11 protein-coding genes are annotated in these 13,962 nt (G+C 72.6%); 3 read left to right on the top strand and 8 right to left on the bottom strand.

Annotated elements, in window-relative coordinates:
* Positions 1–35 precede the first annotated feature (35 nt).
* Positions 36–536, top strand: a complete 501-nt coding sequence (locus ACZ4WH_RS01630; RefSeq protein WP_468175217.1) for a carboxymuconolactone decarboxylase family protein — start codon at positions 36–38, stop codon at positions 534–536.
* 56 nt (positions 537–592) lie between these two features.
* Here ACZ4WH_RS01630 and ACZ4WH_RS01625 read toward each other — a convergent pair whose 3' ends face one another.
* From ACZ4WH_RS01625 to ACZ4WH_RS01605, 5 genes are read right to left on the bottom strand one after another with little or no spacing between them, the layout of a single operon-like run.
* Positions 593–1,546 (bottom strand): ABC transporter substrate-binding protein, encoded by a 954-nt coding sequence (locus ACZ4WH_RS01625; protein ID WP_468175214.1) that lies wholly within the window; start codon positions 1,544–1,546, stop codon positions 593–595.
* Position 1,547: 1 nt separating this feature from the next.
* Positions 1,548–3,485, bottom strand: coding sequence for an ABC transporter permease (locus ACZ4WH_RS01620; protein WP_468175211.1), 1,938 nt, complete (start codon positions 3,483–3,485; stop codon positions 1,548–1,550).
* Positions 3,485–4,732 carry a quaternary amine ABC transporter ATP-binding protein gene (locus ACZ4WH_RS01615; RefSeq protein ID WP_468175208.1) on the bottom strand — a complete coding sequence of 416 codons (1,248 nt, stop codon included), beginning with the start codon at positions 4,730–4,732 and terminating at the stop codon, positions 3,485–3,487. The genes ACZ4WH_RS01620 and ACZ4WH_RS01615 overlap by 1 nt, the downstream gene beginning before the upstream one ends.
* A complete protein-coding gene (locus ACZ4WH_RS01610) occupies positions 4,729–6,261 on the bottom strand; it encodes a GMC family oxidoreductase (RefSeq protein ID WP_468175205.1) in 1,533 nt (510 codons plus the stop codon). The genes ACZ4WH_RS01615 and ACZ4WH_RS01610 overlap by 4 nt, the downstream gene beginning before the upstream one ends.
* Before the next feature lie 48 nt (positions 6,262–6,309).
* The gene (locus tag ACZ4WH_RS01605) at positions 6,310–7,830 is read right to left on the bottom strand and encodes an aldehyde dehydrogenase family protein (protein ID WP_468175202.1); all 1,521 of its coding nucleotides are present in this window, start codon (positions 7,828–7,830) and stop codon (positions 6,310–6,312) included.
* A 188-nt stretch (positions 7,831–8,018) separates the two neighbouring features.
* Here ACZ4WH_RS01605 and ACZ4WH_RS01600 point away from each other — a divergent pair, with 188 nt between their 5' ends.
* Positions 8,019–8,867 (top strand): LolA-like protein, encoded by an 849-nt coding sequence (locus ACZ4WH_RS01600; protein WP_468175199.1) that lies wholly within the window; start codon positions 8,019–8,021, stop codon positions 8,865–8,867.
* On the opposite strand, the gene ACZ4WH_RS01595 is transcribed toward ACZ4WH_RS01600, so the two are convergent.
* A complete protein-coding gene (locus ACZ4WH_RS01595) occupies positions 8,853–9,770 on the bottom strand; it encodes a LysR family transcriptional regulator (RefSeq protein ID WP_468175196.1) in 918 nt (305 codons plus the stop codon). The genes ACZ4WH_RS01600 and ACZ4WH_RS01595 overlap by 15 nt on opposite strands.
* A 101-nt stretch (positions 9,771–9,871) precedes the next feature.
* Between ACZ4WH_RS01595 and ACZ4WH_RS01590 the strand changes: the two genes are divergently transcribed.
* Positions 9,872–11,269, top strand: coding sequence for an MFS transporter (locus ACZ4WH_RS01590; protein ID WP_468175193.1), 1,398 nt, complete (start codon positions 9,872–9,874; stop codon positions 11,267–11,269).
* Positions 11,270–11,483: 214 nt separating this feature from the next.
* On the opposite strand, the gene ACZ4WH_RS01585 is transcribed toward ACZ4WH_RS01590, so the two are convergent.
* Together ACZ4WH_RS01585 and ACZ4WH_RS01580 are read right to left on the bottom strand one after the other, a co-directional pair.
* On the bottom strand, positions 11,484–12,473 hold the full coding sequence (locus ACZ4WH_RS01585; RefSeq protein ID WP_468175190.1) for a malate dehydrogenase: 990 nt from the start codon (positions 12,471–12,473) through the stop codon (positions 11,484–11,486).
* 372 nt (positions 12,474–12,845) lie between these two features.
* Complete coding sequence (locus tag ACZ4WH_RS01580; RefSeq protein ID WP_468175187.1) at positions 12,846–13,322, bottom strand: DUF2690 domain-containing protein; 477 nt, start codon at positions 13,320–13,322, stop codon at positions 12,846–12,848.
* Between the last annotated feature and the right edge of the window lie 640 nt (positions 13,323–13,962).

Below are 13,962 nucleotides of genomic sequence, written 5' to 3'. Positions count from 1 at the left end.
TACTCCTGGGCTGCCTCGTTCCTAGAGTCGAGGGCATGACCACTGCACAGGAAACCGTCGAATACGCCGCCGAAGAAGCCCCGCGCCTGCCGTGGACCGAGCACGCCCCCGACGTCTACAAGGCCATGGTCCGCCTGGACAGCGTCGCCAAGCGGGGCCTGGACCCCAAGCTGTACGAGCTGGTGAAGATCCGCGCCTCACAGCTCAACCACTGCGCGTTCTGCCTCGACATGCACTCCAAGGACGCCCTCGCCGCCGGTGAGAGCATCGAGCGGATCGTGCAGCTCAGCGCCTGGCAGGAGTCCCGGCACTTCTACACGGAGAAGGAGCTGGCCGCGATCGAGCTGACCGAGGCGGTCACCGTCCTGACCGACGGCTTCGTGCCGGAGGAGGTGTACGAGCGGGCCGCCAAGCACTTCGAGGAGGCCGAGCTGGCCCAGCTGGTCGCCGCGATCACGGTGATCAACGCCTGGAACCGGTTCGGTGTGACCTTCCGGATGACCCCGGGCCACTACCAGCCCGGGCAGCACGGGTGAGGCGGGACGAGGCCGCGCTGCGGGAGATCGCCGGCGGCCTCCCGGCCTGACGCCGGTCAGGACAGCCACTCCTTCCACACGGAGGGGTGGCTGTCCACCCACTTCTTCGCCGCTTCCCGCGGGTCCAGCTTCTGTTCGGCGATCATCAGCGAGACCTCGTTCTGGTCCTCCGTCGTCCACCGGAACTTCTTCAGGAAGGCCGCGGCCTTGCCGCCGGACTTCGCGAAGTCGGCGTTGAGGTACTTCTGGAGCGGGGTGTGCGGGTAGGCACAGGCGACCTTCGCCGCGTCCGCGTCGCAGCCCTCCTTGTACGGCGGCAGCTTCACCTCCGTCATCGGCACCTTCTCGAACAGCCACTGGGGCGAGTACCAGTAGGTCAGGAAGGGCTTCTTCTCCTTGGCGAACTGCTTCATCTGGGTGATCTGCGCCGCCTCGGAACCGGCGAAGACCACCTGGTAGTCCAGCTTCAGGTTCTTCACCAGCGCCTTGTCGTTGGTGACGTAGGACGGGGAGCCGTCCATCAGCTGGCCCTTGCCGCCGCTCTCCGCGGTGCGGAAGAGGGAGGCGTACTTGTTGAGGTTCCGCCAGTCGGTGATGTCCGGGTGCTGCTTGGCGAGGTAGGTGGGCACGAACCAGCCGATGTGGCCGGTCACCCCGAGGTCGCCGCCGCGGGCGATCGTCTTCTTGTCCTGGACGTACCGCTTCTCCTGGTCCGGGTGGCCCCAGTCCTCCAGGAGCGCGTCGACCCGGCCCTGGCTGAGCGCGTCCCAGGCGGGCACCTCGTCGACCTGGACGGTGTCGACGCGGTAGCCGAGCTTGTGCTCCAGGACGTACTGGGCGACGGCCACGTTGGACTGCGCGCCCACCCAGGACTGCACGGACAGGGTGACCGACTTCGTGCCCCCTGCGTTCGCGAAGGGCGAGGCCTGCTTGGTCATGTCGGCGGCGCCGCAGCCGGTCGCGGTCAGCAGCACCAGCGAGCCCACCAGGGCGGTCGTACGACGTCGCATGTCAGGCTCCCTTCTTCGCGCGCCGCGCGGTCGGCTGGGTCACCCGGTCCAGCATCAGGCCCAGGCAGACGATCGCCGCGCCGGCGACGAGGCCGGTCGCCAGGTCGCCCTGGGCGAGGCCGAACGCGACGTCGTAGCCGAGGGCGCCGCCGCCGACCAGACCGCCGATGATGACGACGGCGAGGACCAGGACCACGCCCTGGTTGACGGCGAGCAGCAGCGCGCGCCGGGCCAGCGGGAGCTGGACCTGCCACAGCTGCTGGCGGCCGGTCGCGCCCAGCGAGCGCGCGGACTCCAGCGCGGCCTGGTCGACCTGGCGCAGGCCCTGCGCGGTGATCCGGACGACGGCCGGGAGGGCGTAGACGACGGCCGCGGCGACGGCGGGCGCGCGGCCCACGCCGAACAGCGCGACGACCGGGATCAGGTACACGAACTGCGGCATGGTCTGGACGACGTCCAGGACCGGGCGCAGGGCACGTTCGACGCGGTCGCTGCGGGCGGCCGCGATGCCGGCCGCGAAGCCCAGGACGAGGGTGACGGCGACGGCGGCCAGCACCTGGGAGAGGGTGTCGAGCGACGGCTCCCACACGCCGAGCACGCCGATCGCGGCCATGGCGAGGACGGCGGTCAGCGCGGTGCGCCAGGTGCCGATCAGCCAGGCCGGCGCGGCGACGACGAGCAGCACCGACCACCAGGGCAGCCACTGAAGGCCGTCGCGTACGGGGTCCAGGACCCAGGTGGTGAAGTGGCCCGCCCAGTCGGCGGTGCCGCCGATGACCGGGACGCCGGAGTACAGGTGGGCGGTCATCCAGTCGACGGCCCGGTTGACCGGTTCGGCGATGCCCACGGTCCAGCCGGCGGGCCAGTCCGGCGCGCCGAGGAGGCGGGTGGCGAGGGCCACGGCCACGGTGACGGCGAGGGCGTACGGCCAGCCGATCGTCCGGGGGCGGCTGGTGCCGTCGCCGGCGGCGGCCGTCACACGGTCCAGGACCACCGCGAGCAGCACGATCGGGATGCCGGCGGCGAGGGCCGCGCCGACGTCGACCGAGGCGAGGGCCTGGTAGACGCGGTCGCCGAGGCCGGCCGCGCCGATGACGGCGGCGATCACGGCCATGGACAGCGCCATCATGATCGTCTGGTTGAGGCCGAGGAGGAGTTCCTTGCGGGCCAGCGGGATACGGGCGGTCAGCAGCCGCTGGCGACGGGTCGCGCCGAGCGACTCCACGGCCTCCAGGACTTCGGGATCGGCGCCGCGCAGGCCGAGCGCGGTGAGGCGGGCCATCGGCGGGGCGGCGTACACGACGGTGGCGAGGACGGCCGCGGGGACGCCGATGCCGAAGACCAGGACGACGGGGAGGAGGTAGGCGAAGGCCGGGAGCACCTGCATGGTGTCCAGGACCGGGCGCAGGGCACGGTCCAGGCGGTCGGAGAGGCCGGCGGCGAGGCCGAGGAGCGCGCCCACGACGACGGAGGCGAGGACCGCTACGACCATCAGGGCGAGGGTCTGCATGGTCGGGACCCACATGCCGAGGGCGCCGCAGGCGAGGAAGGCGAGGGCCGTGCCGGCGGCCAGGCGGACACCGGCCACGCGCCAGGCGAGCAGGGCGGCGAAGGCCGTGACGCCTGCCCAGCCCGCCGCGAGGAGGGTGAGGTAGACGGCTCGGACGGCCCAGATGACGGCGTTGCTGATGTAGCCGAAGAAGTACAGGAACAGGGGGTGGCTGTCCCGGTTGTCCAGGACCCAGTCGCTGGCGGTGGTGAGGGGTTTGTCGACGTGGAGCGTCAGCGCGTGAGGCCAGGTGGCGCCGGGCCAGTGGGTGGCTGCCCAGGGGGCCAGGACCGCGGCGAAGAGGGCGAGCAGGAGGAGTTTGGCCGCGGCTCGGCTTCTGAGGACGCGGGGTTTGCCGGTGCCGGAGGTCGGGACGGTGAGCGTTGCCATCAGACGGCCTCCGGGGCAGTACTCGCCGGGGGTTGGGTCGCTTGCCCGCGCTGGCGGGGTGCCGCTTTCTTTGGGACGGGTGCCGTCCCAGCGGCACGAATGCCCGCAGCTACGGCGGCATCGTCGTCCGTCGCTACGGCGGCATCCGTGCCTGCGGCTGCGGCGGCGCCCGGGGACGTGGCTGTCGTGTCCACGCCTGCCACCACGCCGAGCAGTTGCTCGTGGTCGATCACGCCGAGGCAGCGGCCCTTGTCCATGACGCGGGCCGGGGTGCCCGCGCGGGCCACCGCCTCGATGGCCTCGGCCACCGTGGCCTCGGGGCGCACCGCGGGGCCGTCGGCCGTTTCCGCGGCGGAGGCCGGACGCATGGCCGTACGTGCCGTCAGCACCTGTTCGCGCGGTACGTCCCGTACGAACTCGCGGACGTAGTCGTCGGCCGGGTTGCCGACGATCTCCTCGGGGGTGCCCAGCTGGACGACCTGGCCGTCGCGCATCAGGGCGATGCGGTCGCCGAGTTTGAGGGCCTCGGTGAGGTCGTGGGTGATGAAGACCATCGTGCGGCCTTCTTCGCGGTGCAGGCGGGCCACCTCGTCCTGCATGTCGCGGCGGATGAGGGGGTCGAGGGCGCTGAACGGCTCGTCGAAGAGCAGCACCTCGGGGTCCACCGCGAGTGCCCGGGCGAGGCCCACGCGCTGGCGCTGGCCGCCGGAGAGCTGGCCGGGGCGGCGCTTCTCCATGCCTTCGAGGCCGACCTTGGCGATGAACTCGGCGGCACGCTCGCGGCGTTCGGACTTGCCGACGCCCTGGATCTCCAGGCCGTAGGCGACGTTGTCGAGGACCGTGCGGTGCGGCAGGAGGCCGAAGTGCTGGAAGACCATCGCGGCCCGGTGCCGGCGCAGCTCGCGCAGGCGGGCCTTGTCCATGGCGCGGACGTCCTCGCCGTCGATGGCGATCGTGCCCGCCGTCGGCTCGATCAGCCGGGTCAGGCAGCGGACGAGGGTGGACTTGCCGGAGCCGGACAGGCCCATGACGACGAAGACCTCGCCCTTGCGGACGTCGAAGGAGACGTCCCGGACGGCGGCGGTGCAGCCGGTGCGGGAGCGGAGCTCGGCGGGGGTCAGGGTGCCGAGTTCCGGGTCCTCGGGAACGCGCTCGGGCTTGGGGCCGAACACCTTCCACAGTCCGGACACCGAGAAGACGGGCTCGGTGGTGGTGGGCGGCTTGCGGGTGGGGACGGTGAGACTCATCGGGGATCATCTCCGATCAGGTCGACGGCCTTCTCCCCGACCATGAGGACCCCGATCATCGGGTTCACGGCGGTCATGGTCGGGAAGACGGACGCGTCGGCGATGCGAATGCCGTCGAGGCCCCGGATTCTCAGCTCCGGGTCGACCACGGCGAGTTCGTCGTCGGCGGCGCCCATCTTGCAGGTGCCGGCCGGGTGGTAGACGGTGTGCGCGACCTTGCGGGCGTACTCGCTCAGCTCGGCGTCGCCGAGGATGTCGGGGCCGGGGCAGACCTCGCGCCTGAGCCAGCCGGCCAGCGGCTCGGTCCTGGCGATCTCCCGGGCGATGCGGATGCCGTCGACGAGGGTCCGCGCGTCGTAGTCGTCCTCGTCGGTGAAGTAGCGGAAGTCGAGCGCCGGCTTGACGGAGGGGTCGGCGCTGGTCAGGTAGAGACGGCCACGGCTCTTCGGCTTGGGGATGTTGGGGGTCATCGAGACGCCGTACGGCGGGCGTTCGTAGCCCAGGCGCTCCGGGTTGTCCGTGAACGGGATCTGGTAGAAGTGGAACATCAGGTCCGGGCCCGCCTGCGCGGGGTCGCGGCGGACGAACAGGCCCGCGTCGGAGTCCATCGCGGAGTTCTCCGGGATCGGGCCGTGGGTCTCCCAGACGATGACCGACTCGGGGTGGTCGAGCAGGTTCTCGCCGACGCCCGGCAGGTCGTGGACGACGGGGATGCCGAGCGCTTCGAGGTCCTTGGCGGGGCCGATGCCCGAGTGGAGCAGCAGGCGCGGGGAGTCGACGGCGCCGGCGCACAGGACGACCTCCTCGCGGGCGCGGATCAGCAGTTCCTCGCCGTCCTTGGTGCGCACGTGGACGCCCTCGGCACGGGTGCCGTCCAGCTCCAGCCGGTACGCCCAGGTCTCCAGGAAGAGGCGGAGGTTGGGGCGTTCGTCCATCACCGGGTGCAGATACGCCACCGACGCCGAGGACCGCTTGTTGTTCTCGGGGTGGTAGGCGAGGTCGAAGAAGCCGACGCCCTCGGTGAACGGCTTGCGGTTGAAGCCCTCGACCCGGGGTACTCCGAGCGCCGACCGGGCCGCGTCGACGAAGTCGCGGGCGATGGCGTTCCGGTCCTTCTCGTCGACGGAGACGATGTTGTTCTTCAGGCGGGGGAAGTAGGCCTCCATGGGGACGGCGCCCCAGCCCTTGGCCCCTGCCTCTTCCCACTCGTCCCAGTCGGAGGGCAGGGGCTTGAAGGAGATGAGGGTGTTGTGCGAGGAGCAGCCGCCGAGGACGCGGGCGCGGCTGTGCCGGATGTGGGAGTTGCCGCGCGGCTGTTCCACCGTCGGGTAGTCGTAGTCGAGTTCGCCGCCGAGCAGGCCCATCCAGCGGCGCAGGGTGAGGACGTCGTCGCGGTCGACGTCGCTCGGGCCGCCCTCGATGACGGCGACCGTGACGTCGGGGTTCTCGGTGAGGCGGGAGGCGATGACGGAGCCCGCCGTGCCACCGCCGATGACGACGTAGTCGTAGACGTGGGGAGTGTGGGACATGGGGGTGCTGCTCCAGGTGGGGACGTACGTACGGCTTACGGGCGGGGCTCAGCCGGCGAACCAGCGCACCGGCTTCGGCGCGAGGTTCTGGTAGATGTGCTTGGTCTCGCGGTACTCGGCGAGGCCGGCGGGCCCCAGCTCTCGGCCGGTGCCGCTCCTGCCGAAGCCGCCCCACTCCGCCTGCGGCAGGTAGGGGTGGAAGTCGTTGATCCAGACGGTGCCGTGACGCAGCCGGGCGGCGACCCTGCGGGCCCGGCCGGGGTCGGAGGTCCAGACGGCGCCCGCGAGGCCGTACTCGGTGTCGTTGGCGAGGAAGACGGCCTCTTCCTCGGTGCCGAACGTCTCGACGGTGAGGACCGGGCCGAAGACCTCCTCGCGGACGACCTTCATCTCGCGGTGGCAGGCGTCGAGGATGGTCGGCTCGTAGAACCAGCCGGCCTCGGGGCGCTGCGGTGACGGCTCCGGCCGCTTGCCGCCACAGCGCAGCACGGCACCCTCTTCGAGGGCGGAGGCGACATACGCCTCGACCTTGGCGCGCTGCTGTGCGGAGACGAGCGGGCCGCACTCGACGCCGTCGGCCGTGCCGCGGCCGAGCCTGATCCGCTGGGCCCGGCGGGCGAGTTCGGCGACGAAGCGCTCGCGGACCGACTCCTCGACGATGAGGCGGGCGCCGGCCGAGCAGACCTGGCCGCTGTGGATGAAGGCCGCGTTGAGGGCCTGGTCGACGGCGGTGTCGAAGTCCTCCTCGGTGGCGCAGGCGTCGGCGAAGACCACGTTGGGGTTCTTGCCGCCGAGTTCGAGGGCGACCTTCTTGACGGTGGGCGCGGCGGCCTGGGCGACCTTGGTGCCGCTGGCCAGGCCACCGGTGAAGGAGACGAGGTCGACGTCGGGGTGCTCGGCGAGCCGGGCGCCGACCGTGTGACCGGGGCCGGTGACGAGGTTGGCCACGCCCGCGGGCAGGCCGGCCTCGGCCAGCAGTCCGATCAGGGCGATGGTGGTCATCGGGGTGATCTCGCTGGGCTTGATCACGAAGGTGTTGCCGGCGGCGAGCGCCGGGGCGATCTTCCAGCTGGCCTGGAGGAGCGGGTAGTTCCAGGGGGTGATCAGCGCGCAGACGCCGACCGGTTCATGGACGACCACGCTGTGGATGTCGGGCGAGCCCGCGTCGACGACCCGGCCCGGGGCCTCGGCGGCGACCAGGTCGGCGAAGTAGCGGAAGGCGTCGGCGACGCAGTCGATGTCGACGCGGCCCTCCTCGACGGTCTTGCCCGCGTCCCGGCTCTCCAGCAGGCCGAGTTCCTCGCGGTCGCGCTTCAGCAGGTCGGCGACGCGGCGCAGCAGGGCGGCGCGCTCGGCGACCGGGGTGCGCGGCCAGGGGCCCTGGTCGAACGCGTGCCGGGCGGCGGCCACCGCGCGTTCGGCGTCCTTCTCGTCGCCCTCGGCGACCACGGCGAACGGCCGGGCGTCCGCGGGGTCGAGGATCTCCCGGGTCGCGCCGGAGATCGCCGCCAGCCACTCGCCGCCCGCGTGGATGGTCGCGCGGGCCTGTCGTTCCGTTCTGTCCGCCATGATCGGTCTTGCCTTCCGTTTTTGATCCATGCCCCTGCGTGACAGGGCTGTCTCGCCTGGGGACCGTCGCCGCCTGCCCGGGGCGCCGCGTCGCATGCGCAATCGGTGCCGAAAGTGCGCCGCGTCACTGAAAATGCGGTCGAAAAGGGACAAAAGTAGGGTGAGGAGGGGTGTCGGGAGGTGGCACGATGACTCGTGGATCGCGACTCTGTGCGGGGGCAAGCGTCACCCTGGCCCTACTGACCCCGCTCGCCCTGCCCGCCACGGCCCCCGCTGTGCCCGCGACGGCCCCTGCTCCGACCGCCACCGCACCCGGCCTCCCGGCCCTGCCCCGCTCCGACGGCACCCCGAAGACCCTCGCCGACGACAGCGGCCCGAGCGCCCGTGCCCTCGCGGACGAGGCGCGGAGCAACCTGCTCAAGGCGCGCTCGGTGCACCTCAGGTACACGAATCACCGCGCGGGCACCGACCGGGCCGCCCCGGCCTCCCTGGACCTGACGCTCGACCGTGCCGGAAACTGCGTGGGCAAGCTGGTCATGGGCGCGGGCGGCGGCAGCGTCGCGCTGATCAAGCGGGGCGACCAGGTGTGGATGAAGCCGGACACCGCGTTCTGGAAGGCCCAGCTGCCCGGCCGCCAGGGCGATGAAGTGGTCGCACGCCTGAAGAACCGCTATCTGCACGGCTCCACGAAGGACACCGTGCTCAGGGGCATGTCCGACACCTGCGACCTGACCGCCTTCCAGAAGGCGGCCGCCGCCGAGTCCTCCCCCCGCGCCGCGCTGACCAAGGGCAAGGAGACGAAGGTCGACGGCACGAAGGTGATCCCGCTGACCGGCACCGAGCACGGCGGGAAGAAGATCGCCCTCTACGTCACCTCGGCCACCCCGCACCGTCTGGTCCGGGCCGCCCAGCGGGACGCCAGCACCGATCAGGACCTGACCTTCACGGGCTACGACGAGCCGGTCCCGTCCGCCACCCCGGCCGCGGCGCGGTCCGTGGACGTCTCCGAACTCCAGCGGGAGCTAGAGCACAGCTGACCGCTGGAGCATCAGATCCCGTACGCAGCCGCGCAGCCAGGCGTGGGCCGGGTCGGCGTCGTGGCGCGGGTGCCATGCGAAGCCGATGTCGACGGCGGGCAGCGGGAGCGGGATCTCGAAGGTGACCAGGCCGAGGGCCTCGGCCAGTGGGCGGCCCCACTGACTGAACAGCCCGATCAGGTCGGTCTCGCGCAGCACGAACAGCGAGGCCGGGTAGGTGCCGACGCTGCCCACCACCCGGCGTTCCAGGCCGAGTTCGGCGAGGGCGTCGTCGACCGGGCCGCGCTGCCTGCCGCGCCGGGAGACGATGAGGTGTCCCGCCGCCCCGGCGAACCGCTCGGGTGTCAACTCGCCGTCCAGCAGCGGGTGTCCGGCCCGTACGACGCCCAGCATGCGGTCCTCGTACACCGTCTCCACACGCACCTCGGGCGCCACCGAGTCGATCACCCCGACCTCCAGGTCGGCGGTGCCCTGGCGCAGGAACGGGGCGTCCACATGGCTCTCGCTCAAAAAACGCAGGCGGATGCCGGGGGCCTCGCGGGCGGCGCGGGCGAAGAGGGCCGCGCCATGGGTGGCGGCGACGGCGTCGTGGCCGAGGATCGTGAAGGTGCGGGTGACCTCGCGCAGGTCGGTGTCCCGGCCCGGCGTGAACAGGGCGCGGGCCCGCTCCACCACCGCGCCGACCTCGGCGCGCACGGCGAGCGCGTGCGGGGTCGGCACCATCCGGCGGCCGGCGCGGACCAGCACCGGGTCGCCGAGCGCCTTGCGGATGCGGCCCAGGGTGCGGCTCATCGCCGGCTCGGACAGGTGCAGCCGGCGAGCGGCGCCCTGCACGCTCTCCTCCTCCAGCAGCACGTCCAGCGCGACAAGCAGATTCAGGTCCAGGCCCGTGGATTGCGTCATGTGCAGGGGTTCCTTGCGAAGGTTGCACTGGAAAGCAGGTCTGGCGCGAGCCTACGGTGAGAGCGCATCCCCCACCACCCACCAGCTCCCCGGGAGGAGCCGTGCCCGCGCACGCCCTGAAACGCTCGACACTGCTGACCCTGTGCGCCTGCGTGCTGGTCGCGCAGAGCATGGTCGCCGCCATCAACCTGCTGATCCCGCAGCTCGGTTCATCCGGCCTGCACCCCTCGCACACCGAGATCCTGTGGACGGTCGACGCCTACGTCATCGTCTTCGCCGGGCTGTTGATCCCGGCCGGCGCGCTCGGCGACCGGTACGGCCGCAAGGGCGCCCTGCTCGCCGGTCTGGCCCTGTTCGCGGTGGGCGCCGCGACCAGCGCGCTCGCCCCCGGTCCGGCGCTGCTGATCGCCGGCCGGGGCCTGTCCGGGGCCGGGGCCGCGCTGATCACCCCCGCGACGATGTCGGTCCTGGTGCACCTGGCCGGGCCCGAGCGGCGCGCCCAGGCGATGGCGTCCTGGACGCTGGCCATCGGGCTGGGCGGCATGGCGGGCAACCTGGGCGGCGGCCTGGTCGGCCAGTACCTGTCCTGGCGGGCGCTGTTCGCCGCAATGGTGCCGCTGGCGGCCGTCCTCGCCGCCGCGGTCGCGGTGACCACCCCGCGCACGGCCCGCTCCGCGCAGGGCAGCCCGGACCCGGTCGGCACCCTGCTGCTCACCGCCGGGTTGGTCGCCGTGCTGTTCGGCATCATCGAGGGCCCCGGGCACGGCTGGGCCTCGCCGCGCATCCTGACCGCGTTCGGTGCGGGCGCCCTGCTGGTGGCCGCCTTCACGGTCCACGCCCTGCGTTCTCCCGCCCCGCTGTTCGACCCGCGCGTCTTCCGCTCCGCCGGGCTGCGCGCGACCACGCTGGGTCTGGCGACCGGATTCTTCGGCCTGTTCGCGCTGTTCTTCGTCAACTCGCAGTATCTGCAAGAGGTCAAGGGCTTCGCGCCCGCGCTGACCGGGGTCGCGATCGTGCCGCTGATCGTGGGCATGGCCCTGGTCCCGAAGTTCGCGGCCCGCTGGTCGGCGCGTCCGCGCCCGGTCGTCGGCACCGGGCTCGCCCTGATCGGCCTGGGCCTGCTCGCCGCGTCCACGGCGGACGCGCACACGCCGTACGCGCTGTACGCCTGCTGGCTGCTGGTCATCTCGGCGGGCACCGGGCTGGCCATGCCGGCCCTCACCCTGGGCGTCGTCCTGTCCCTGCCCCCGCGGCAGGCGGGCCTCGGTTCCGGCCTCGGCACCTCGGCCCGCGAGATCGGCGCGGCCCTCGGCGTCGCCGTCGCCGGCACGGCCCTCGCGGGTCACGGCGACTTCGCGAGCGGGATGGGCCCGGCGCTGCGGACCGTCGGAGCGGTGGTCCTGCTGGCGACGGCCCTGGTCGTCGTGGGCCACCGCCCCGCCGGCCGCGCCTCGCGAACGGCCCCGGGCACACGGGCGGCGAAGGAGCCGGTGGCCTGAGGTCCGGCGCGTGGGTGAACGAGGCGAGGTCCCCCTCCGCCGCTACGGAAGGGGACCTCGTGTGTGGAGCGCCGGGCAGGCCTTGCACCTGCATCTCCCCGCAGGAAGCGGGGCGTCTTTCCTTGGACCACCAACGCATCATTTGGTGCCGGGTTTCCGGCGGCCGGTGCGTGATCAACTATAGCGCACCGGCGCCGGGTCACACCACGTCGGATCAGATGAGGCCGAGGCCGCGGACCGCCTCGCGCTCCTCCTCCAGCTCCTTGACGGAGGCGTCGATGCGGGCGCGGGAGAACTCGTTGATGTCCAGGCCCTGGACGATCTCGTACGTGCCGTTCTTGGTGGTGACCGGGAAGGAGGAGATCAGGCCCTCCGGGACGCCGTAGGAGCCGTCCGACGGGATGCCCATGGAGGTCCAGTCGCCCTCGGCGGTGCCGTTGACCCAGGTGTGGACGTGGTCGATCGCGGCGTTGGCGGCGGAGGCGGCGGAGGACGCGCCACGGGCCTCGATGATCGCGGCACCGCGCTTGGCGACGGTCGGGATGAAGTCCTCGGCCAGCCACTTCTCGTCGTTCACGACCTCGGCGGCGTTCTTGCCGGCGACCGTGGCGTGGAAGATGTCCGGGTACTGGGTCGCGGAGTGGTTGCCCCAGATGGTGAGCCGCTTGATGTCGGAGACGCTGCTGCCCGTCTTCTTCGCCAGCTGGGTCAGCGCGCGGTTGTGGTCCAGGCGGGTCATCGCGGTGAAGCGCTCGGCCGGGACGTCCGGGGCGGCGGCCTGCGCGATGAGCGCGTTGGTGTTGGCCGGGTTGCCGACGACGAGGACCTTGATGTCGTCCGCCGCGTGGTCGTTGATGGCCTTGCCCTGCGGCTTGAAGATGCCGCCGTTGGCCTCCAGCAGGTCACCGCGCTCCATGCCCTTGGTGCGCGGGCGGGCGCCCACCAGCAGGGCCACGTTGGCGCCGTCGAAGGCGACGTTCGGGTCGTCCGTGATGTCGATGCCCCGGAGCAGCGGGAAGGCGCAGTCGTCCAGCTCCATGGCCGTGCCCTCGGCGGCCTTCAGAGCCGGGGTGATCTCCAGGAGGCGCAGGCGGACCGGCACGTCCGCGCCGAGCAGCTGGCCGGAGGCGATGCGGAAGAGCAGGGCGTAACCGATCTGGCCGGCCGCGCCGGTGACGGTGACGTTCACGGGAGTGCGGGTCATGGCGTTCTCCGTATGACAGCTGGCGGTGGGGCGTCCCTGCCCCGGGCGGATGATCGATCTCTTGGCATCAAGAGAGATCCACCGGTCAGGCTATCGCGCATCCGGCAGGTGAGACGTGCGGGGCCCTGTGGCTCACCCCACAAGGGGATCAGCGGGGACGTATCGCCTGCCGGGCGGGGTGCGGAGGGGTACGAAGAGGCGGCCGCCCGTCCGGGAGAGGGTGGACGGAGACGGCCGCCGGTGGGGGTACCGGCGTACCGGACTCCCGTGGGGGGATACACCGTTCGCGTGCCCAGGATCCGGCCCCCTATGCGCCGCCTCCGGAAATTCCCCCTCCGTTTCTTCCGCCCCGCTGACGCGCGACCGACCGCGCTAATCCGTGCAGCCGGTCTCGCCCGAGGCGAGCGTGGCGCAGGCCCTGGCCTGTGCCGGGTCCCGTACGGCGACCATCGGGGTGTAGCCGATGGTGTCCCCCACGGCCGTGATGTCGCCCGTCTGCCGGACCTTGCCCACGGTGACCCGTACGGTGTCGCCCGGTGCGCCGCTGGTGATCCGGCCCCAGGCCGTGCCGCACGCCTTGCTGTAGCGGACCTCCAGGGTGGTGGTGCCGACGGTGGCCGTCTTGGCGGTGCTCACCAGGTCACCGCCGCACCCCATGGCCTCCGCGTCCTTGCCGGTACAGGCGGCGCCGGCGCACTTGACGCCGGGCGGCGGGCTCGTCCGCGCCGAGGCCGACGGCGACGGCGACGTGCTGCCACCCGCGTTCGGGTGCCCGTCCCCGCCCCGATGGGTGAAGAAGAAGACCCCGGCGATGAGCACCCCGGCACCGACCAGCCCCGCGAAGAACATCACGACCTGCTGCCGGTGCGCGGACCACCGACCGGGGCCCTGGACGGCGGGGGTCCGGGCAGGGGTGCCGGGGGCTGTGCGCGGAGAGCCCGGGGTGCGGGCAAGGGGGGTGGCCCGGGTTCCGGCGGGGAGGCCCGGGGTCCCGGGGGACACAGCCGGGGTTCCGACGGTGAGGCCCGGGGGCCAGGCAGAGGCGCTTGGGGCTCCGCCGGGGACGCCGGGGGTCTGCGCAGACGCGCGTGGGGCTCCTGCCGGGAGGCCTGGCGTCCGGGCCGAGGGGCCTGAGGGGATGCCGGAGGCCCGGGCGGGCGTGTCCGGGCCTCCGGCGGAGGAGGGCGGGGTCCGCGCCGGGCCGGACTCTTGACTGCCGGCGGAACCGGACGGGCCGGGCAGGGTGTCCGGGCGGACGCTCGCCTTCGACGGACCCCGGTAACCGGCCAGCCCCCAGGAGTTCTTGACGGGTGCGTCGTCATCGCCGGCGGCGGTACGGGAGTCAGCGCCGGACGCCGTACCGGTACCGTCCCCGACCGCCGCCGCCCCGGAGCCACGGCCGACCGCCGCACGCGAGCCACCGCCCGCCGCCGTACCGAAGCCACCGCCGGAATCCGTGCCCGCGCCACCACCCGCCGCCGTACCCCGT

It is taken from the genome of Streptomyces sp. NPDC029138 (genome assembly GCF_055564375.1).
The sequence above is the reverse complement of the archived record's forward strand: the minus strand, read 5'-3'. Positions and strand labels throughout refer to the sequence as shown.

Excerpts from the sequence above, each read along its gene's own strand:
- ACZ4WH_RS01630 (WP_468175217.1), top strand. The coding sequence starts at position 36 with ATGACCACTGCACAGGAAACCGTCGAATACGCCGCCGAAGAAGCCCCG.
- ACZ4WH_RS01625 (WP_468175214.1), bottom strand. The coding sequence starts at position 1,546 with ATGCGACGTCGTACGACCGCCCTGGTGGGCTCGCTGGTGCTGCTGACC.
- ACZ4WH_RS01620 (WP_468175211.1), bottom strand. The coding sequence starts at position 3,485 with ATGGCAACGCTCACCGTCCCGACCTCCGGCACCGGCAAACCCCGCGTC.
- ACZ4WH_RS01615 (WP_468175208.1), bottom strand. The coding sequence starts at position 4,732 with ATGAGTCTCACCGTCCCCACCCGCAAGCCGCCCACCACCACCGAGCCC.
- ACZ4WH_RS01610 (WP_468175205.1), bottom strand. The coding sequence starts at position 6,261 with ATGTCCCACACTCCCCACGTCTACGACTACGTCGTCATCGGCGGTGGC.
- ACZ4WH_RS01605 (WP_468175202.1), bottom strand. The coding sequence starts at position 7,830 with ATGGCGGACAGAACGGAACGACAGGCCCGCGCGACCATCCACGCGGGC.
- ACZ4WH_RS01600 (WP_468175199.1), top strand. The coding sequence starts at position 8,019 with ATGACTCGTGGATCGCGACTCTGTGCGGGGGCAAGCGTCACCCTGGCC.
- ACZ4WH_RS01595 (WP_468175196.1), bottom strand. The coding sequence starts at position 9,770 with ATGACGCAATCCACGGGCCTGGACCTGAATCTGCTTGTCGCGCTGGAC.
- ACZ4WH_RS01585 (WP_468175190.1), bottom strand. The coding sequence starts at position 12,473 with ATGACCCGCACTCCCGTGAACGTCACCGTCACCGGCGCGGCCGGCCAG.
- ACZ4WH_RS01580 (WP_468175187.1), bottom strand. The coding sequence starts at position 13,322 with ATGTTCTTCGCGGGGCTGGTCGGTGCCGGGGTGCTCATCGCCGGGGTC.